This window comes from Nonomuraea sp. NPDC049624 (assembly GCF_040675255.1).
GTDB lineage: Bacteria > Actinomycetota > Actinomycetes > Streptosporangiales > Streptosporangiaceae > Nonomuraea.
Window position 1 is genome coordinate 385,799 of the sequence record NZ_JBFAOR010000006.1, and the last position, 18,026, is coordinate 403,824.

Below are 18,026 nucleotides of genomic sequence, written 5' to 3' on the forward strand. Positions count from 1 at the left end.
CTTAACGAATGATGTAGATGGTCGCGAAAAGACCGATCCAGACGACGTCTACGAAGTGCCAGTAGTAGGACACGACGATCGCGCTGGTGGCCTGCTCATGCGTAAAGCGCTTCGCGGCGTACGTGCGTCCCAGCATGAACAGGAACGCGATCAGGCCACCGGTCACGTGCAGGCCGTGGAAGCCCGTCGTCAGGTAGAACACCGAGGTGTAAGCGTTGGCGGACAGGGTCGCGCCCTCTGACGCCAGCTCGCCGTACTCGTACAGCTGACCGGCGACGAAGATCGCGCCCATCAGGAAGCTGACGATGTACCAGAAGCGGAGCTTGCCGACCTGCCCCTTCTCCGCGGCCCACACGCCCAGCTGGCACGTCACACTCGACAGGACCAGGATGATCGTGTTGACCGTCGCGAACGGGATGTTCAGGTGAGCGCCTTCTGCCTCAACGCCTGCAGGAAGGAAGGCAGGGCCCCACTCGATGCCCTTCCCCTCGCTCACCGACCGGATGGTGAAGTACATCGCGAACAGCGCCGCGAAGAACATGAGCTCAGAGGACAGCCAGACGATCGTCCCGACACTGACCAGGTTCGGCCGCCGGTACGACTGTGCTGTCGTCGTCGAAGTTATTGCGGATGCTGTCGCCACGGGCAGCATTATTGCGGCTCCGGTGTTCGGTCCGGCCAACGACCCCCCGTTAGGAGGAACAAACCGGCCATCAACCTGGGATAATTGGGACAAAACGCCTGTCAGGCCCGGTGGCCTGGGATTGCATCCCGGCGCAACGGTACGATCCAGGTGACCATACAGCTTCGACCGATAGTGAGCGCGACAGTGACGTCCTCTGGGAGCACCGACGACACGATGAAGGTCCTCGTCTACAGCGACGACGCCACCACCCGGGCCGAGGTCCGGCAGGCGATCGGCCGGCGGCCGGCGGCCGACGTGCCCTTCGTCGAGATCATCGAGTGCGCCACCGAGCCCAAGGTCCACCAGTGGCTCGGCTCCGGCGAGATCGACGTGGCGGTCCTCGACGGCGAGACCCAGCCCGCCGGCGGCATGGGCGTCTCCCGTCAGGCCAAGGACGAGGTCTACGACTGCCCGCCCGTCTGCCTGATCATCGCCAGGCGCGACGACCGCTGGCTGGCCGAGTGGTCCAAGGCCGACGCCGTCGTCCCGCAGCCCATCGAGCCCATGGTCCTGGCCGACACCGTCGCCGACCTGATGCGCCGCCGATCCGCCACCCGACTCAACGCGAAGTAGGTGCCCATGGACTCCCGGACGACCTGGCCTGCCCTGTTCTCCGCGCTCCTTTCCGGCGAGCACCTGTCGGCCGACGAGACGGCCTGGGCGATGCGGGAGATCTTCTCGGGCAACGCCACCTCCGCCCAGATCGCGGGCTTCGCGCTGGCCCTGCGGGCCAAGGGCGAGACGGTGGCCGAGGTGGTGGGCCTGGCCCGGACGATGCTGGAGTTCTCCACGCCGCTGAACGTCGAGGGGCCCGTCCTCGACGTCGTCGGCACGGGCGGCGACCGCGCCCACACCGTCAACGTCTCCACCATGGCCGCCATCGTGGCCGCCGCGGCGGGGGCCAGGGTCGTCAAGCACGGCAATCGCTCGGCCTCCTCGCTGTGCGGGGCCGCCGACGTCCTGGAGCACATGGGCATCAGGCTCGACCTGACGCCCGAGCAGACCGCGCGGGTGGCGCGCGAGGCGGGCATCGCCTTCTGCTTCGCGCCCGTCTACCACCCGGCGCTGCGTTTCGCCGGCCCGGCGCGCAAGGAGATCGGCGTCCCGACGGTCTTCAACTTCCTGGGCCCGCTGACCAACCCGGCCCGGCCCAGCGCCCAGGCCATCGGCGTCTACGACGCCCGCATGCTGCCCGTCATCGCCGGCGTCTTCGCCGAGCGCGGCGTGTCGGCCCTGGTCTTCCGCGGCGACGACGGGCTCGACGAGCTGACCATCACCGGCACCTCCACGGTGTGGGTGGTGCGCGACGGCACGGCCACCGAGGCCAGGTTCGACCCCGCGATCCTGGGCATCCCCCGGGCCGACGCTGGCGCGCTGCGCGGTGGCGACGTGCAGTTCAACGCCCAGGCCGTGCACGACGTGCTGGGCGGCAAGAAGGGGCCGGTGCGCGACGCCGTCCTGCTCAACACCGCGGCCGCGCTGGTCGCCCACGAGGGCGCCGGCGACGACCTCGACACGGCGATGATCAAGGGCTACGAGCGCGCCACGCAGGCGGTCGACTCCGGCCTGGCCGCCGACACGCTGCGCCGCTGGGTCGAGGTCAGCAGCTCCTACCGCCCGTCGTGACCGTGAGCGCGCCCCTGAGGCGCGCTCACGTCCTTCGGCGGCACGTGTGCCCGAGGGCTCCGGCAGAGCCTCCAGGGCCTGCTCAGGGCCGGATGGCGGTCAGTCGCTCAGAAGGTGATGCTCGGACCGTCCTTGAGCGTGCTCCACTTGAGCCAGTCCTTCCAGTTCTCCTGCCAGTGGCCCCACCCGTTGGTGGGCTCCAGCTTGCGCGGCGAGCCGGTGATGATGATCGGGTCCCCGATCAGGGTGTTCTTGATGAACCAGGCCGCGTTCTCCGGGCTGACGTTCACGCAGCCGTGGCTGACGTTGGAGTTGCCCTGGGAGCCCACCGACCAGGGCGCGCTGTGCACGTACTCGCCGCTGTTGGAGATGCGCACGGTGTTGTAGACGGTGAGCTGGTAGTAGCCCGACTGTCCCGGGCCGATGCCGGGCGAGGTCATGACGGTCACCGGCTCCCGTGACATCGCCAGGTGCACGCCCGAGGTGGTGTAGTACTTCCACTGGCCGCCCTGCCCGGCGCTCATCGGCATGGTGCGGATGCGCTTGCCGTCCCGGCGGACCGTCAGCACGTGCTCGTCGGTGCTGCCCCGGGTGATCTGGGAGCGGCCGATCTTGAAGTCGAGGGTGACGTCGCGCTTGCCGTACAGGCCGGGGCCGCCGCGCACGCCGGCCAGCTTCGCCTCCAGCCGCACCTTCGTGTACGCCGGCCAGTAGTCCTGCGGCCGGAAGTCCACATGGCTGTCGTCGAACCAGTGCCAGGCCCCCTCCACCGGCTTGGAGCTGCGGATGGTCAGGTTGCGCTCGACGGCCACCCGGTCGCTCACCGGCTTGTCGAAGGCGATCATGACGGGCATGCCGATGCCCACCGTCAGCCCGGTGTCGTCCTTGTTGGGAGTGATCGTCTGGATGTCGAATGTCTTGTCGCCCTTGACCGTGCTGAACGTGCTGGAGGTCTCGCTCTGCTTGCCCGAGGCGTCCACGCTGACGACGGTGACCGTGTAGCCGGTGCTCGGCCGGGCGGTGGTCGTGCTGCGCCAGCGGGTGCCGTCGCCGCTCAGGACGCCCCTCAGCCGGCCCGCCTTGCCGCCGTCCACCCGGACGCTCTTGATCGTGCCGCCGTGCGCGGACACCACCACGGGCTGGTCGGTGGCCACGTTCACGGCCTTGTCCTGCGGCGTGACGCCCACCGCGGGCTGCCGGGCGACCGCGGTCAGCTCCTTCGTCTCGTTCGCCGCGCCGCTCAGCGAGCACGCCGTGAGCAGCGCCAGGGCCAGCAGGCCGGCCGATCCATTCGCCACGCGTCTCACGAGTGACCCCCTCGCCCAAGATCCAACCTTCTCCTCCCTTATTACCCTGAGTGATCTATTCACGACATCCGTGACCTGGTAAAGAACACGAAAAAGCGGGCGTCCTCCCCTATGGGAAGGACGCCCGCTTCGAGCCGCTTGTCAGTGCGAGAAGTTGCCCCGGTAGTACTGGAACACGAACCCGATCATGGCCATGATGATCAGGAACACGCCGATCAGGAACATCCAGAAGCCGATCACGAACCCGGCGAAGGCGAAGGCCGCCGCCAGGCACAGGAACAGCGGCCACCAGCTGCTCGGGCTGAAGAAGCCGATCTCGCCGGCGCCGTCGCTGATGTCGGCCTGCTTGTTGTCCTCCGGCTGGGCGCCGATGCGCCGCGCGGTGAACATCAGGTAGTAGCCGACCATGAACGCGAACCCGACCGAGATCGCCATGGCGGTGGTGCCCACGGGCTCACCGTGACCGGTCGCGGCCTTGGTCCAGAACCAGTAGCCGACGTCGACACCGGCGAAGAACAGGCCGCACAGCAGGAACAGCCAACCCTGGACCTTCATCAGGCCTCAACCTCCTGGGCGGACTTGGCGGACATGTGCGGGTAGTGCAGGTCGAACGCCGGGCGCTCGGACCGGATGCGCGGCAGCGAGGTGAAGTTGTGCCGCGGCGGCGGGCAGGAGGTCGCCCATTCGAGCGAGCCGCCGTAGCCCCAGGGGTCGTCGACGGTGACCTTGGTCCCGGAACGCCAGGTCTTCCAGACGTTGTAGAAGAACGGCAGCGTCGAGGCGCCCAGGATGAACGCGCCGACCGACGAGATCATGTTCAGGTCGGTGAAGCCGTCGGCCGCGCTGTAGTCGGCGTACCGGCGGGGGAAGCCGACCATGCCCAGCCAGTGCTGGACGAGGAAGGTGGTGTGGAAGCCGATGAACAGCAGCCAGAAGTGCACCTTGCCCAGCTTGTCGTCGAGCATCTTGCCGGTGAACTTGGGCCACCAGAAGTAGAAGCCGGCGAACATGGCGAACACGACCGTGCCGAAGACCACGTAGTGGAAGTGGGCGACGACGAAGTAGGTGTCGCTGATCTGGAAGTCCAGCGGCGGCGAGGCCAGGATGACGCCGGTCAGGCCACCGAGCAGGAAGGTGATCAGGAATCCGACGGAGAACAACATCGGCGACTCGAACGACAGGTGACCCCGCCACATCGTGCCGATCCAGTTGAAGAACTTCACGCCCGTCGGCACCGCGATGAGGAACGTCATGAACGAGAAGAACGGCAGCAGGACCTGCCCGGTCGGGAACATGTGGTGCGCCCAGACCGTGATGGACAGACCGGCGATCGCGATGGTGGCGCCGACCAGGCCGATGTAGCCGAAGATCGGCTTACGGCTGAAGACCGGCAGGATCTCGGTCACGATGCCGAAGAACGGCAACGCGATGATGTACACCTCGGGATGGCCGAAGAACCAGAACAGGTGCTGCCACAGGATCGGCCCGCCGTTGGCCGGGTCGAAGATGTGGGTGCCGAGCTTGCGGTCGGCCTCCAGAGCCAGCAGCGCGGCGGCCAGCACGGGGAAGGCCATCAGCACGAGCATGCTGGTCAGCAGGACGTTCCAGGTGAAGATCGGCATGCGGAACATGGTCATGCCGGGGGCGCGCATGCAGATGATCGTGGTGATGAAGTTCACCGCGCCGAGGATCGTGCCGAGGCCCGACAGGGCCAGGCCCATGATCCACAGGTCGCCGCCGATGCCGGGCGAGTGGATCGCGTTCGACAGCGGCGTGTAGGCGAACCAGCCGAAGGAGGCGGCGCCGCCCGGGGTGAGGAAGCCGGACACGGCGATGATGCTGCCGAACAGGTAGAGCCAGTAGCTGACCATGTTCAGGCGCGGGAACGCCACGTCGGGGGCGCCGATCTGGAGCGGCATCAGCTCGTTGGCGAAACCGGCGAACAGCGGCGTCGCGAACATCAGCAGCATGATCGTGCCGTGCATGGTGAACAGCTGGTTGAACTGCTCGTTGCTGGTGATCTGCAGCCCCGGCTGCGCCAGCTCGGCCCGCATGATCAGCGCCATGACGCCGCCGATCAGGAAGAAGGCGAACGACGTGATCAGGTACATGTGCCCGATGATCTTGTGATCAGTCGAGGACATCCACTTGGCGATGATCTGGCCCTTGGTGACGGGCCGGACCGGCGCCCGAAGCGGTTCTTGGATGGCGGTCACTGGGCACTCCCAGCCTGGGTCGCGATGTACTGGTCGAACTCAGCCTGCTTGACGAGCTTCACCGAGAACAGCATCCGGCTGTGGTCGACGCCGCACAGCTCGGCGCACCGGCCGGCGTAGACGCCCACGCGGTTGTCGCCGAGCGTCTTGATCTCGAACTTGCGCCCCGGGTTGCCCTCCGGGATGCCGGGGATGATGTCCCGCTTGAACAGGAACTCGGGCACCCAGAACGAGTGGATCACGTCGTCGGTCGAGAGGTCGAACTCGACCTTGGTGTTCGTCGGCAGGACCAGCTGAGGGCCCTGGTGGTAGTCGTGCACCGGCATGCCGGACACGGGCTTCGTCGTCTTGCCGTTGTAGGTCGTGGTGAAGCGCCAGCTCCACTGGTACGCCTCGACCTTGACCTTGACGGGCGCGTCGCCCGCGACGTCCGTGAGGGCCTTGCTGTCGCGGGCGGTGAAGAAGAAGAACACCGAGACCATGACGAGCGGGACCACCGTGTAGAGGATCTCGATCGGCAGGTTGTAGCGCACCTGGGGCGGCAGTTCGGCCTTCCCCCTGCGCTTGCGGTGGAAGATCGCGGCCCAGACGATCAGGACGATGACGACGGCGCCCGTGGCGAGTGCGGCGATCCAGGCCCCGTTCCACAGATGCTGAACGACCTCGGCCTGCTCGGTCACGCCCTCGGGCAGCAGGCCGTTGGACCAGTCGAACTTGGGAACGTCATTAGCACACGCCGTAGCAGTGGCCAGCAGCAACGCCAAAGCGGCGGCGCGCGGCACCCTGCGCCGGGCCAACGAACGCCGCGTCGTACGGCGAGTCGGACTCACGGATCGCCTACCCCACAGATGAAGCCCAAGAGTCTTTCCCTTGGGTGCTCGTATTTCCAAATGCACAGCTGATTGCAGACACATTAGCGTGCAGGTGTCCCGCCCTACCGCGCGACCCCTCGATGGTGCCGCAAGTGGGACGATGAGTCTCGTGGCGTATTTCGACGCGGCCTCGAGCGAGCCGCTCCACCCTCAGGCACGCGAGGCGCTGCTGGCGGCGATCGACGTCGGCTGGGCCGACCCCGCGAGACTGTACACCCAGGCCCGCCGCGCTCACCTGCTGCTGGAGCAGGCCCGCACGGAGGTGGCCGAGGCGCTCGGCGCGCGCCCCGACGAGGTGTCGTTCACCTCGTCCGGCACGCAGGCCGCGCATCTCGGCGTGCTCGGCACCCTACACGGCAGGCGCAGGGTCGGGCGTCATCTGGTCACCAGCGCGGTCGAGCACTCCAGCGTGCTGCACGCGGCCGGCGTGCACGAACGCGACGGCGGCACGGTCGAGACCGTCGGCGTGAGCCTGGAGGGGCGGGTCGACCTCGACGCGTTCGCCGAGGCGGTCGCGCGTCCGGGCACGGCGCTGGCCTGCCTGCAGACGGCCAACCACGAGGTGGGCACGGTGCAGCCGGTCGCCGAGGCCGCCGCCGCGTGCCGGGCCAACGGGGTGCCGCTGCTGGTCGACGCCGCCCAGACGGCCGGCCGCATGCCGATACCGCCCGGCTGGTCGGTGCTGACCGCGAGCGCGCACAAGTGGGGCGGCCCGGCCGGGGTGGGCGTGCTGGCGGTGCGCAAGGGCACCCGGTTCCGCTCGTTCCTGCCCGAGGACGAACGCGAGCGGCGGCGCGTCCCCGGCTTCGAGAACGTGCCGGGCATCGTGGCCGCGGCGGCGGCGCTGCGCGCGATGAGCGCCGAGGCGGCGCAGGAGCAGGCGCGGCTGTCCACGCTCGTGGCCCGGATCAGGGAGACCGTGCCGAAGGTCGTGCCGGACGTCGAGGTGATCGGCGACCCGGTCGGCCGGGCGCCCCACATCGTGACCTTCTCGTGTCTCTACGTCGACGGCGAGGCGCTGCTCACCGAGCTGGACAAGGCGGGATTCGCCGTATCGTCCGGAAGTTCGTGCACCGCTAGTACGCTTCGTCCATCGCACGTCCTCGAAGCGATGGGCGTGCTGACGCATGGGAATGTCCGGGTGTCGCTGCCCAGGGGCACGTCCGCGGCCGAGGTCGACCGGTTCCTGGCCGTGCTGCCCGATCTGGTGCGCCGCATCCGGCACGACGCAGGAGTCGCATGACCGAGGTAACTCAGCCGTCATTGACGATCGACGCGCTCGGGAAGAAGTGCCCGATCCCGATCATCATGCTCGCCGAGCAGATCAACCACGTGCCGCTCAACGCCGTGGTGGCGGTGCTGGCCGACGATCCGGCGGCCTACACCGACGTGCCGGCGTGGTGCCGGCTGAAGTCCCACCGCCACGTGGCCTCGTACGAGCTGCCCCAGGGCGGCTGGGCCATCCACGTGATGCGCAACTACTGACGGTTTGTGGGTAGGGCCCTCCCCTGACGGCACATCGACCATTCGGGGGAGACCATGGCCAAGGGGAACGAGACCGCCCGCGACGTGATGAGCACGGGCGCGGAGTGCATCGCCGCGCACGAGACGCTCGACCGGGCGGCTCAGATGATGCGCAACAACGACGTGGGCGCGCTGCCCGTGTGCGGCCCCGACGACCGGGTGACCGGCATCATCACCGACCGCGACATCGTGATCAAGTGCGTCGCGGCCGGTCACGACCCCGCGCAGGTGACGGCGGGCGAGCTGGCGACCGGCCTGGTCTGGGTGACGGCGGACGCCACCGTGCAGGAGGCGCTGTCGCGCATGGAGCAGAACCAGATCAAGCGGCTGCCGGTGCTGGAGAACGACCGCATCGTCGGCATGATCAGCGAGGCCGACCTGGCCCGGTGCCTGCCGGACGACCAGCTCGCCGAGTTCGTGCACCGGGTGTACGCCAAGCGCTGACACCCGTACGGGGACCGCCCCGCCACGCCTGCGGCGGGCGGGGCGTACGCGTGTCAGGGGTGGTAGCAGCGCACGTGGCCGGCGATGTCGGCCGCGGCCTCGGCGCCGTAGGCGGCCGTGAAGCGCTCCAGGAAGACCTTCTGGCCCAGCTCGTACTCCTGGCCGCCGACGCGCTCCAGCACGTGCGTGGCCGTCAGGTTGCCGATCTGGCCGCAGCGCTCCAGCGGCAGCCCCCAGGCCAGGCCGGACAGGAAGCCGGCGCGGAAGGCGTCGCCGACGCCCGTGGGGTCGGCCTTGCCGCGCTCGGGGGCCGGGGCGACCTGGATGGACGGCTCGCCCTTGCGGTCGATGACGGCGCCCTTGGGGCCGAGCGTGGTGACGCGGACGCCGACCCGGTCGAGGATCTCCTCGTCGGACCAGCCGGTCTTCTGCTCGATGAGCCCCTTCTCGTAGTCGTTGGAGAACAGGTAGGCGGCGCCGTCGACGAGCTGCCTGATCTGCTCGTCGGCCATGCGGGCGAGCTGCTGGGAGATGTCGGCGGCGAAGGGGATGCCGCGCTGGCGGCACTCGTCGGTGTGCCGCAGCATCGCGTCGGGGTCGTTGGGGCTGATCAGCACCAGGTCGAGCCCGCCGAGCCGGGTGGCGACCGGCTGCAGCTCGATCAGCCGCGCCTCGGCCATCGCCCCGGTGTAGAAGGAGGCGATCTGGTTGTGGTGCTCGTCGGTGGTGCACAGGAAGCGCGCGGTGTGCTGCGTCTCGGAGATGTGCACGGACTCGCAGTCGACGCCGTGGCGCTCCAGCCAGGAGCGGTAGTCGGCGAAGTCGTTGCCGACGGCGCCCACCAGGATCGGCTTGAGGCCGAGACAGCCCATGCCGAAGGCGATGTTGGCCGCGCAGCCGCCGCGACGGATCTGAAGGTCGTCGACCAGGAACGAGAGCGACACCCGGTCGAGCTGCTCGGCGATGAGCTGATCGCCGAAGCTTCCTGGGAACGTCATCAGGTGGTCTGTCGCGATGGAGCCGGTTACGGCGATGCGCACGGGATTCTTCTTCCTCGTTGTCAGCAGGCCAATGAGCCCCACGAGAATACGCGAAGGTCCCGCTCGCACAAAGGCGGGCGGGACCCCACAGGCCGAAGCCGTGACCCCTTAGTTGAACGAGTCGCCACAGGCGCAGGAGCCGGTGGCGTTGGGGTTGTCGATGGTGAAGCCCTGCTTCTCGATCGTGTCGACGAAGTCGATGCTGGCGCCCATCAGGTAGGGGGCGCTCATGCGGTCGGTGACCACGCTGACCCCGCCGAAGTCCGTCACCACGTCACCGTCCATGGAACGGTCGTCGAAGAAGAGCTGGTAGCGCAGGCCGGAGCAACCACCCGGCTGCACGGCGACCCTCAGCTGCAGACCTTCCTCACCCTGCTGCTCCAGCAGGCTCTTGACCTTCGCGGCGGCCGCGTCAGTCAGGATCAGGCCCTGCGTCGTGGTCTCGCTGCTCTCAACCGTCATCTGCTGACTCCCTAACCCGGCTGTCTGTTTCCGACGTCCTACTGATGACGCTACCAACACCTCGCCCATGCCACACATTCCCGGGTCCCCTACCCCCGGAATAACCACGTTCGTCCATGTGTCATAGTGAGTATCGTCAAAACGACGATAAGGGGGTATGGCGATGGCCACCCAGACTGGGCTGCCGCTCTTCGTCCTCGGGCAGGGCGCCGATCCGCACAGCGAGAAGGGCGTCGACTGCCCCGGCGAGCTGCCGCCCGCGTCCGACCCTGACCTGGTCGAACGCGCCCGCAAGGCCAAGGAGGCGCTGGGCGACCGCCTGTTCGTGCTGGGCCACCACTACCAGCGCGACGAGGTCATCCAGTTCGCCGACGTGACCGGCGACTCCTTCAAGCTCGCCCAGCAGGCCGCCGCGCGGCCCGAGGCGGAGTTCGTCGTCTTCTGCGGCGTGCACTTCATGGCCGAGTCCGCCGACATCCTCACCGGCGAGGCCCAGAAGGTGGTGCTGCCCGACCTCGCCGCCGGGTGCTCCATGGCCGACATGGCCACGTTCGACCAGGTGGAGGAGTGCTGGGAGGCCCTTGAGGACGCCGGTCTGGCCGGCGAGGTGGTCCCCGTCACGTACATGAACTCCAGCGCCGACATCAAGGCGTTCTGCGGGCGCAACGGCGGCGTGGTGTGCACCTCCTCCAACGCCAGGAGGGCGCTCGACTGGGCCTTCGAGCAGGGCCGCAAGGTGCTGTTCCTGCCCGACCAGCACCTCGGGCGCAACACGGCGGTGCTGGAGATGGGCATGTCGCTGGAGGACTGCGTGGTCTGGAACCCGCACCGGCCCGACGGCGGGCTGACCCGCGAGCAGCTCGACCGGGCGCGGATGATCCTGTGGAAGGGCCACTGCTCGGTGCACGGCCGCTTCACGGCCGAGTCCGTCGACGACGTGCGCGCGCGCATCCCCGGCGTGAACGTGCTGGTGCACCCCGAGTGCCGGCACGAGGTGGTGCTCAAGGCCGACCACGTGGGCTCGACCGAGCACATCATCAAGACCCTGCAGGCCGCGCCCGCCGGGTCGAGCTGGGCCGTCGGCACGGAGCTGAACCTGGTCAAGCGGCTGGCCGCGATGTTCCCCGACAAGAACGTGTCGTTCCTGGACCGGACGGTCTGCTACTGCTCCACGATGAACCGGATCGACCTGCCGCACCTGGTGTGGGCGCTGGAGTCGCTCGTGCTGGGCGACGTCGTCAACCGGATCACGGTGGACGAGGACACCGCCCACTGGGCCAGGGTCGCGCTGGACCGCATGCTGGCGCTCCCGTAACGCCCTCCCCCGGCGGGCCGGGCCCGTGGCGAGGAGCGCCCGCCCTCGCCACGGGCCCGGCCGCGTTCCGGACGGGCCCGACGCGGGTCCCGGCTCGGTCGCGGCGCGGGTCCCGGCTTCAGGCGAAGTCGTAGCCGACGCGGACGCCGACCGTCAGCGTCTGGCGGCCGGGGCTGACCGAGGACGCGCTGTCGGCCGCCGCGGCCATCGTGACCAGCGGCTGGGGGCCGCCCCTGACGTCCTCGGAGATCGACACCACCGGGCCGAGCGGGCGGCCGGCCAGCTCGGCGTAGTGGGCAGCCTTGGCCGCGGCGTCCCTGAACGCCCTCGTCCTGGCCTCGCCGAGCACCGACGCCGGGTCGGACAGCTCGAAGGCCACGCCGTTGAGCCGGGCCTCCTCGCCCACGCCGGCGACCGTGTCGATGACGGCGTCGGCCCGCGACAGGTCCCTGACGACCACCTCGACGCCCTGGGCCGCCCGGTAGGCCGAGACCTTCGGGTAGACCTCGTACTCGGGGCCGAGCGAGAGCTCGACCGTGCGCACGTCGTGGGCCGCGACCCCGGCCCCGGCCAGCGCGTCGGCCAGCCGGGCCGCGGCGGCCCTGACGGCCGTGAACGCCTCGGACGCCGACGCCCTGCGCACCTCGACGCCCGCCGTCAACCGCAGGACGTCGGGCGCGGCCTGCACGCTGCCCTCACCGACGACGGAGATGTCCACGCCTGCCCCCCTCGACTGGGTACGCCTCGATCCTACGAGCCTGCCCCCACCCGCGGGCGGTTCACACGGCGTCGACGATCGCGTCCGGATCGTCCAGCTCGACCTGGTGCCCCGAGCGGGGCAGCAGCACCAGCTTGGCGTCGAGGCGGGCCGCCAGGCTCTGCCTGCGGGCGTCCCGGCCGCCCGCGCCGAGCACGGTGACCGGGATGTCGGGAAAGGGATGGCCGGCGCGGATGTCGCGGAGGTCGGCGGCCATGTCGCGGCGGGCCAGCCACTCCCCCGCCACGGCCGCGGGCACCTTGCCCATCCGGTACACCCCGAAGGGGTCGCCCATGCCGGTGACCAGGCGATGCGCCGGCGGCCCGGTCAGGCGGGCCAGCACGTTCGCGCCCCACGTGCCGCCGAGCGCGGGCAGCCACGCCCCCAGGGCGGCGGCGAGCGCGAGCGGCCGGCCCACGGGCGGCGGGCTGGGGTCCACCAGGACGAGCTTGGCCACGCAGAGCGGGTGCAACCGGGCGAACGCCTCGGCGTGCCAGCAGGACAGGCCGTGCGCGACCAGGGTCACCTGGGACGGCTGCGCGGGCGCCAGCGCGGCCAGCCGGGCCACCTCGCCGTACAGGGTGGGCCGGTCGGTCGCGGGCGGGCTGAGGCCGAGCCCCGGACGGTCGAAGCGGACGACCCGGTGGCAGGCGGCCAGTCCGGCGGCCACGGCGTCCCAGTGGAACCAGGCGCCGCCGAGACCGGCCGTGATGAGCACGCCGGGGCCCGCGCCCTGGTCGAGGACGTGCGGAGGCCCGGCGGGGGCCTCGTCGTCGTCGTGGACGAGCAGCCGCAGCGCCACGTACACGACCCAGACGGCGACCATGGTGAGCTGGATCCGGTGGGCGACGCCGGCCAGCCGTCCGGCGGCCAGGGCGGCCAGCATGAGAGCGGTGGCGCCCACGTTCAGGCCGGTGAACAACCACGACACCCACGAGCGCCAGCGCGCGGAGAGCACCGCCATGGCGGTCAGCACGGCCGTCGTGGCCAGCGCGCCGGCCACCATGTGGAGCCGGTGCGAGACCCCCACGCCGCGGCAGGTGGGGTCGCTCAGCGCGGCGCAGTCGAGCGGGACCAGGCCGGAGACGACCGTCAGCAGCCCGAAGGCGGCCAGCGCCAGCCAGCCGGCCCACTCGCGCGCCACCCTGGGCAGCGTCGCGACGGCGGCCAGGCAGGCCAGCCCGGCCAGCACGTCGCTGACCCGGAACAGGCGCGTCCACGGCTGGTCGCGGGCGGCCAGCTCGCTCACGTAGCCGTCGGTCCTGTCCACGGCGGGCGTGGTGAACTGGCCGGTGATCCAGGCGCTGTACAGCACGGCCGCCACGATGAGCGCCGCGGCCGCGGCGACGAACAACCTTCGCTCCACGTGATGATTAGAACACCATCCGTGGTCAAAGGCCCGGGGCACCCCATACCGGGAACCATCGGCCGAGGTCGGCCTCCAGCGGCAGCTCGCCGTCCAGGACGCCTCTGGCCTGCAGTTCGAGGGCGTTGTCGCGCCTGTTCCCGGGCAGCGGCGCGAACGGGTAGAACGTGCCGCGCTTGTACAGGTACACGACCGCCAGCCGTCTGCCCGCCGGATCGGCGAACGACACCAGCGAGCACAGCAGCGAGGGCCCGAACCCGGCCGACTCCAGCGAGGAGTTGACCGCGTGCAGCTCGGTGACCAGGTCGCTGACGTCGTCCGGCGCGCGGCGGACCAGCAGCCAGGTGTAGCCGTAGCCGTCGTCGGACTCCTCGACGCGCCCGCCGAGCAGCGCCTTGACGTCGCTCTCCAGCGTGGCGAACGCGCCGCCCTCCGCGGCCCTGAACGACACCGAGCCGAGACCGGTGGGGACGAGACCGGTCGCGGCCTGGAGCGTCACGGCGGCGGACGGCAGCGCGAACAGCGCGTCGAGGTTGGGCTTGACCGGCTTGGACCGGCCCAGCAGCGAGTCGAGCCAGCCCATACGGCCTCAGCCCCTTCCGAGCTGCTTGGAGATGGACGCGAGCAGTTCGAGCCGGCGCTCCAGCGGCGGATGCGTGGAGAACAGGTTCGCCAGCGTCTCCCCCCTGGCCAGGGCGGGCGCGAAGTAGAAGGCGTTGAACGGCGCCGCCTCGCGCAGGTCGGTGGTCGGGATCCGGGCCATGTCGCCGGTGACCTTGGTCAGCGCGCTGGCCAGGGCCGACGGACGCTGCGTGAGCAGCGCTCCGGCCCGGTCGGCGGCCAGCTCGCGGTAACGCGACAGGGCTCTGGTGAGCAGGAAGCTGACGGCGTACACGACCAGCGAGACGAACATGATGATCAGCCCGACCGGCACGCCGCCCTGGCCGTTGTCCCGGCGCCCGCCGAAGCCGGCGTACAGGGCGAACCTCGTCATCAGCCCGGCGACGATGCCGAGGAACGAGGCGATCGTCATGACGGCGACGTCGCGATGGGCGACGTGCGACAACTCGTGCGCCAGCACGCCTTCGAGCTCCTGAGGCTTCAGGCGGCGCAGGATGCCCGTCGTCACGCAGACGACGGCCCGCTTCTGGTTACGGCCGGTGGCGAAGGCGTTGGGGACGTCGGAGTCGGCGATCGCCACCCGCGGCTTGGGCATGTCCGCCAGCGCGCACAGCCGGTCGATGAGGCCGTGGAGCTCGGGGGCCTCCTGTGGGGAGACCTCCCGTCCGTGCATCGCGAACAGGGCGATGCGGTCGGACAGGAAGTACTGCACCAGCAGCAGCCCCCCGGCGAGCACCAGCACGGTCAGCGCGCGCACGCCGAGGGCGATCAGCACGCCGACGAACGCCACGTAGAGCAGCCCCAGCAGGAACATCGTCACGACCATGCGGCGGGTCAGGCCGCTGTCGGACGCGAACCGCGTGCCCACGGGGCTCAGCCCGGGATGAGGCCTTGGTCGCCCAGCATCTCCCGGACCTCCTCGATCGAGGCGTCCGCGGGGGGAAGGATCAGCTCTGACGGCTCAAGGCTGTCGTCGGGAAGCGCCTTGCCCACATGGCGCACCTTGTCGAGCAACGCGTGCAGCTTGACGCGGAAGGCCCCTTCGTCACCGGTCTCGATGGCGGCCTCCAGCTCGCTGTCGAGCTCGTTGAGCACCGCGATGTCGTCCGGCGAGATCTCGACCTGGCCCTCGCCCATGATTCTGACGATCATGCGTTCTCCCCGGGCTGACGCAGCTGCTGGGTGTGACCCTGCTGCGGCTGGGCCTGCTGCTGCGGCTGGCCCTGCTCGATGGCGCTCTTGGGCGCCGGGCCCTGGCCCAGCTCGGCCTTCATCCGGGCCAGCTCCAGCTCGACGTCCATGCCGCCGCCCATGCGGTCGAGCTCGGCCTGGATGTCGTCGCCGCGGGTGCCGCTGAAGTCGTCGAGCGCGCCACTGGCCAGCAGCTCGTCGATCGCGCCGGCGCGGGCCTGCATCTGCGCCGTCTTGTCCTCGGCGCGCTGGATCGCCAGGCCGACGTCGCCCATCTCCTCGGAGATGCCGGAGAACGCCTCGTTGATGCGCGTCTGGGCCTCGGCGGCGGTGTAGGTCGCCTTGATCGTCTCCTTCTTCGTGCGGAAGGAGTCGACCTTGGCCTGCAGCCGCTGGGAAGCCGTGGTCAGCTTCTCCTCCTCGGCCTGCAGGTTGTCGTGCTGGACCTTGAGGTCGGCCATCTGCCCCTGCAGATTGGACCGCCGCTGCAGGGCCTCGCGGGCGAGGTCCTCGCGCCCGACGGACAGCGCCTTGCGGCCCTGGTCCTCGTAGCGCCTGGCCTGCGCCTCCAGGCCGTTGATCTGCAGTTCTACCCGCTTGCGCGAGGTGGCCACGTCGGCCACCCCTCGACGCACCTTCTGCAGCAACTCGAGCTGCCGCTGATAGGAGTAGTCAAGCGTCTCGCGCGGATCCTCCATCTTGTCCAGGGCCTTGTTGGCCTTGGACTTGAAGATCATCGAAAGTCTCTTCATCACGCTCATGCGCGTCGGCCGTCCCCTTCTAGGTCGTGCTGGTGTTCACCCAATGCAGCGCAGCCGCCTTGGGATTACCCTACGCATAACGCACGGGGGCGTCACTAAGTTGCAGTCCAGGTAGGGTTGACGTGTGTTGCGACGCCGATCCCAAACCTCCGTGGACGACACCCCCGTCCCCGTTGACGATCCTAAGCCCCAGGGTAAAGGTCGTCCCACACCCAAGCGCCGGGATGCCGAGGGCAGACGACGCCAGCCGGTCTCCGCGCCGAAGGACCGCAAGGAGGCCTATCGGCAGATGCGCGCCAAGCAGGCCGCCGAGCGCGACCGGGCCCGCAAGGGCATGCTCGCAGGTGACGAGCGTTATCTTCCGGTTCGCGACAAGGGCCCGGCGCGCAAGTTCGCGCGCGACTGGGTCGACTCGCGACGCCTGCCCAGCCAGTACTTCCTGCCGTTCTCGCTACTGATCCTGCTGGCCACCTGGATCCCGTGGCCGATCGAGATCCGCGCCAAGGTGCTCAACATCGTGATCGCGGTCGGCTGGCCGATCATGATGGTCGGCGTCCTGGCCACCTCCCTCTACGTGGCGTGGAAGGTGAAGAAGGAGGTCGCGGCCAAGCTCCCCAACGAGAGCGTGAAGGGCGTCGGCTTCTACGCGGCGATGCGCGCTTTGCAGATCCGCAAGCTGCGCTTCCCGCCGCCCACGGTGCTGCCGGGCGGGAGGCCCGCGCCGCCCAAGAAGTAGCCCCGTTTTCCCGATTTTTCGGGAAAACGGCTTATCGGCGACGCCCGCGTGCCCATCACCGTCCGGTGGTGGGCACTCGTGCTTCCCGCCTCCCCGCGTCCCGCCCGCTCAGCGGGCGGGTTTCCAGCGCAGGAGGCCGCCGGTGACCACGGGGCGGCGTCCGTCGATCGTGCCGCCCCGTTCGAGGGCGTCGGCGACGGTCCGCAGCAGCGTGTACGACGACCGCAGCCGCCTGGCCGTGACCCCGGCCACCGTCCCGTCGGCCGAGCTCACGGTGGCGTACGCCGTGGCGCCGTCGGCGGTCGTGTAGGACAGGATCGGGATCAGCAGGCCGTCCCAGGAGCCGGCCGGGCGGCGGGCGCACATCTCGCGCCAGGCGTCCCTGATGCCGCGGACGGTGAGGTGGTCACCCGCCCCGGGGCGGAAGCCGAGGATCCCGGCGCCGCGCGCGCCGTTGTGGCGCAGCAGGGAGGCGCGCAGGGCGTCGGGGAAGTCCACGCCCATCTGCGACTCCGCCACGGCGATCGTGCGCGCCCTGACCGGGCCGCCGAGCGTGCGGTAGGTGCGGGGGGCGTTGCTCCTGAGCCAGCGTTCGATGCGCCGCCACTGGGCGTCCACGGCCCGCTTGACGTCGGGCGCGACCCTGCGGGGGTCGATCGGGCGGCGCCGGGGCGCGCAGTTGGGCGCCTGGGCGGCGGAGGCGGCGGGCGTGGGCTGCGCAGTCGCCGCGGGGTCGGCCGGCGGCTCCACGGGCGTCAGGGGCGTCACGGGTGTCAGGGCCTCGCGGCCCGCCGGGGGCGGTTCCTCCTGCTCGGTGACGGCGCGCACGAGGGCCAGGGCGCCGCGCTGCACCGACGTCCCCATCAGGGCGAACCCCAGCGTCAGGGTCACGACGACCCCGATGACCAGCCACGACAGGACCGTCCCCGCACCTCGGCGCCGCGGCGCGGGAGCCGGGACGGACGGCGGCGGCTCGGCCCGCGGCAGGCGGGCCCGGCGGCGCAACCGCACCGCGAGGGCGATCAGGACGGCCGCGGTGAGAGCCTGGCGGACGAGCTTGAGCACGTCGCGCACCCTATCCCGAATCGAATCGGCTCATGTGA

General features: G+C 70.1%; 21 protein-coding genes. 7 read left to right on the forward strand and 14 right to left on the reverse strand.

The window, feature by feature from the left end; genetic code table 11:
* Position 1: 1 nt before the first annotated feature.
* The gene (locus AB0J76_RS26460) at positions 2 to 652 is read right to left on the reverse strand and encodes a heme-copper oxidase subunit III (protein WP_125630774.1); all 651 of its coding nucleotides are present in this window, start codon (positions 650 to 652) and stop codon (positions 2 to 4) included.
* A 207-nt stretch (positions 653 to 859) separates the two neighbouring features.
* Between AB0J76_RS26460 and AB0J76_RS26465 the strand changes: the two genes are divergently transcribed.
* Together AB0J76_RS26465 and trpD are read left to right on the forward strand one after the other, a co-directional pair.
* Entirely contained in the window at positions 860 to 1,258 is a 399-nt protein-coding gene (locus AB0J76_RS26465; RefSeq protein WP_352326611.1) for a hypothetical protein, read from the forward strand.
* Positions 1,259 to 1,264: 6 nt separating this feature from the next.
* A complete protein-coding gene (gene trpD / locus AB0J76_RS26470) occupies positions 1,265 to 2,311 on the forward strand; it encodes an anthranilate phosphoribosyltransferase (protein WP_352326597.1) in 1,047 nt (348 codons plus the stop codon).
* A 107-nt stretch (positions 2,312 to 2,418) separates the two neighbouring features.
* Here the strand turns inward: trpD and AB0J76_RS26475 are convergent, their stop codons facing one another.
* From AB0J76_RS26475 to AB0J76_RS26490, 4 genes are all read right to left on the reverse strand, one after another.
* Positions 2,419 to 3,618, reverse strand: a complete 1,200-nt coding sequence (locus AB0J76_RS26475) for an Ig-like domain-containing protein (RefSeq protein WP_352326598.1) — start codon at positions 3,616 to 3,618, stop codon at positions 2,419 to 2,421.
* Positions 3,619 to 3,759: 141 nt separating this feature from the next.
* Positions 3,760 to 4,173, reverse strand: a complete 414-nt coding sequence (locus tag AB0J76_RS26480; RefSeq protein ID WP_352326599.1) for a cytochrome c oxidase subunit 4 — start codon at positions 4,171 to 4,173, stop codon at positions 3,760 to 3,762.
* Positions 4,173 to 5,834: a cytochrome c oxidase subunit I gene (gene ctaD, locus AB0J76_RS26485; RefSeq protein ID WP_352326600.1), complete on the reverse strand. Its 1,662-nt coding sequence runs from the start codon at positions 5,832 to 5,834 to the stop codon at positions 4,173 to 4,175. Before ctaD ends, AB0J76_RS26480 begins: the two co-directional genes overlap by 1 nt.
* Positions 5,831 to 6,664 carry a cytochrome c oxidase subunit II gene (locus AB0J76_RS26490; RefSeq protein ID WP_352326601.1) on the reverse strand — a complete coding sequence of 278 codons (834 nt, stop codon included), beginning with the start codon at positions 6,662 to 6,664 and terminating at the stop codon, positions 5,831 to 5,833. The genes ctaD and AB0J76_RS26490 overlap by 4 nt, the downstream gene beginning before the upstream one ends.
* A gap of 142 nt (positions 6,665 to 6,806) precedes the next feature.
* On the opposite strand from AB0J76_RS26490, the gene AB0J76_RS26495 reads away from it, so the two are divergent.
* The 3 genes from AB0J76_RS26495 to AB0J76_RS26505 are packed head-to-tail and all read left to right on the forward strand — an operon-like array spanning position 6,807 to position 8,674.
* Positions 6,807 to 7,949 (forward strand): aminotransferase class V-fold PLP-dependent enzyme, encoded by a 1,143-nt coding sequence (locus AB0J76_RS26495; RefSeq protein ID WP_352326603.1) that lies wholly within the window; start codon positions 6,807 to 6,809, stop codon positions 7,947 to 7,949.
* Positions 7,946 to 8,191: a sulfurtransferase TusA family protein gene (locus AB0J76_RS26500; RefSeq protein ID WP_352326605.1), complete on the forward strand. Its 246-nt coding sequence runs from the start codon at positions 7,946 to 7,948 to the stop codon at positions 8,189 to 8,191. The genes AB0J76_RS26495 and AB0J76_RS26500 overlap by 4 nt, the downstream gene beginning before the upstream one ends.
* A 54-nt stretch (positions 8,192 to 8,245) precedes the next feature.
* Complete coding sequence (locus AB0J76_RS26505; RefSeq protein WP_352326606.1) at positions 8,246 to 8,674, forward strand: CBS domain-containing protein; 429 nt, start codon at positions 8,246 to 8,248, stop codon at positions 8,672 to 8,674.
* Between the two features lie 53 nt (positions 8,675 to 8,727).
* Here the strand turns inward: AB0J76_RS26505 and AB0J76_RS26510 are convergent, their stop codons facing one another.
* Positions 8,728 to 9,714, reverse strand: a complete 987-nt coding sequence (locus AB0J76_RS26510; RefSeq protein WP_352326608.1) for a carbohydrate kinase family protein — start codon at positions 9,712 to 9,714, stop codon at positions 8,728 to 8,730.
* A 108-nt stretch (positions 9,715 to 9,822) separates the two neighbouring features.
* Positions 9,823 to 10,176 carry an iron-sulfur cluster insertion protein ErpA gene (erpA, locus tag AB0J76_RS26515; protein ID WP_049566397.1) on the reverse strand — a complete coding sequence of 118 codons (354 nt, stop codon included), beginning with the start codon at positions 10,174 to 10,176 and terminating at the stop codon, positions 9,823 to 9,825.
* A gap of 157 nt (positions 10,177 to 10,333) precedes the next feature.
* Between erpA and nadA the strand changes: the two genes are divergently transcribed.
* Entirely contained in the window at positions 10,334 to 11,491 is a 1,158-nt protein-coding gene (gene nadA, locus AB0J76_RS26520; RefSeq protein ID WP_352326609.1) for a quinolinate synthase NadA, read from the forward strand.
* A gap of 118 nt (positions 11,492 to 11,609) precedes the next feature.
* On the opposite strand, the gene AB0J76_RS26525 is transcribed toward nadA, so the two are convergent.
* From AB0J76_RS26525 to AB0J76_RS26550, 6 genes are all read right to left on the reverse strand, one after another.
* A complete protein-coding gene (locus AB0J76_RS26525) occupies positions 11,610 to 12,209 on the reverse strand; it encodes an SIMPL domain-containing protein (RefSeq protein ID WP_364390723.1) in 600 nt (199 codons plus the stop codon).
* A 61-nt stretch (positions 12,210 to 12,270) separates the two neighbouring features.
* Positions 12,271 to 13,614, reverse strand: coding sequence for an alpha/beta fold hydrolase (locus tag AB0J76_RS26530; protein ID WP_352323079.1), 1,344 nt, complete (start codon positions 13,612 to 13,614; stop codon positions 12,271 to 12,273).
* A gap of 25 nt (positions 13,615 to 13,639) precedes the next feature.
* Positions 13,640 to 14,197, reverse strand: coding sequence for a hypothetical protein (locus AB0J76_RS26535; protein ID WP_352323078.1), 558 nt, complete (start codon positions 14,195 to 14,197; stop codon positions 13,640 to 13,642).
* A 6-nt stretch (positions 14,198 to 14,203) separates the two neighbouring features.
* Positions 14,204 to 15,103, reverse strand: coding sequence for a zinc metalloprotease HtpX (htpX, locus tag AB0J76_RS26540; protein ID WP_352323077.1), 900 nt, complete (start codon positions 15,101 to 15,103; stop codon positions 14,204 to 14,206).
* A 5-nt stretch (positions 15,104 to 15,108) separates the two neighbouring features.
* Entirely contained in the window at positions 15,109 to 15,387 is a 279-nt protein-coding gene (locus tag AB0J76_RS26545) for a hypothetical protein (protein ID WP_352323076.1), read from the reverse strand.
* The gene (locus AB0J76_RS26550) at positions 15,384 to 16,187 is read right to left on the reverse strand and encodes a PspA/IM30 family protein (RefSeq protein ID WP_352323075.1); all 804 of its coding nucleotides are present in this window, start codon (positions 16,185 to 16,187) and stop codon (positions 15,384 to 15,386) included. Before AB0J76_RS26550 ends, AB0J76_RS26545 begins: the two co-directional genes overlap by 4 nt.
* A 151-nt stretch (positions 16,188 to 16,338) precedes the next feature.
* Here AB0J76_RS26550 and AB0J76_RS26555 point away from each other — a divergent pair, with 151 nt between their 5' ends.
* Positions 16,339 to 16,923 (forward strand): DUF3043 domain-containing protein, encoded by a 585-nt coding sequence (locus tag AB0J76_RS26555; protein ID WP_352323074.1) that lies wholly within the window; start codon positions 16,339 to 16,341, stop codon positions 16,921 to 16,923.
* A gap of 108 nt (positions 16,924 to 17,031) precedes the next feature.
* Here AB0J76_RS26555 and AB0J76_RS26560 read toward each other — a convergent pair whose 3' ends face one another.
* Positions 17,032 to 17,988, reverse strand: coding sequence for a hypothetical protein (locus tag AB0J76_RS26560; protein ID WP_352323073.1), 957 nt, complete (start codon positions 17,986 to 17,988; stop codon positions 17,032 to 17,034).
* Positions 17,989 to 18,026: the final 38 nt, after the last annotated feature.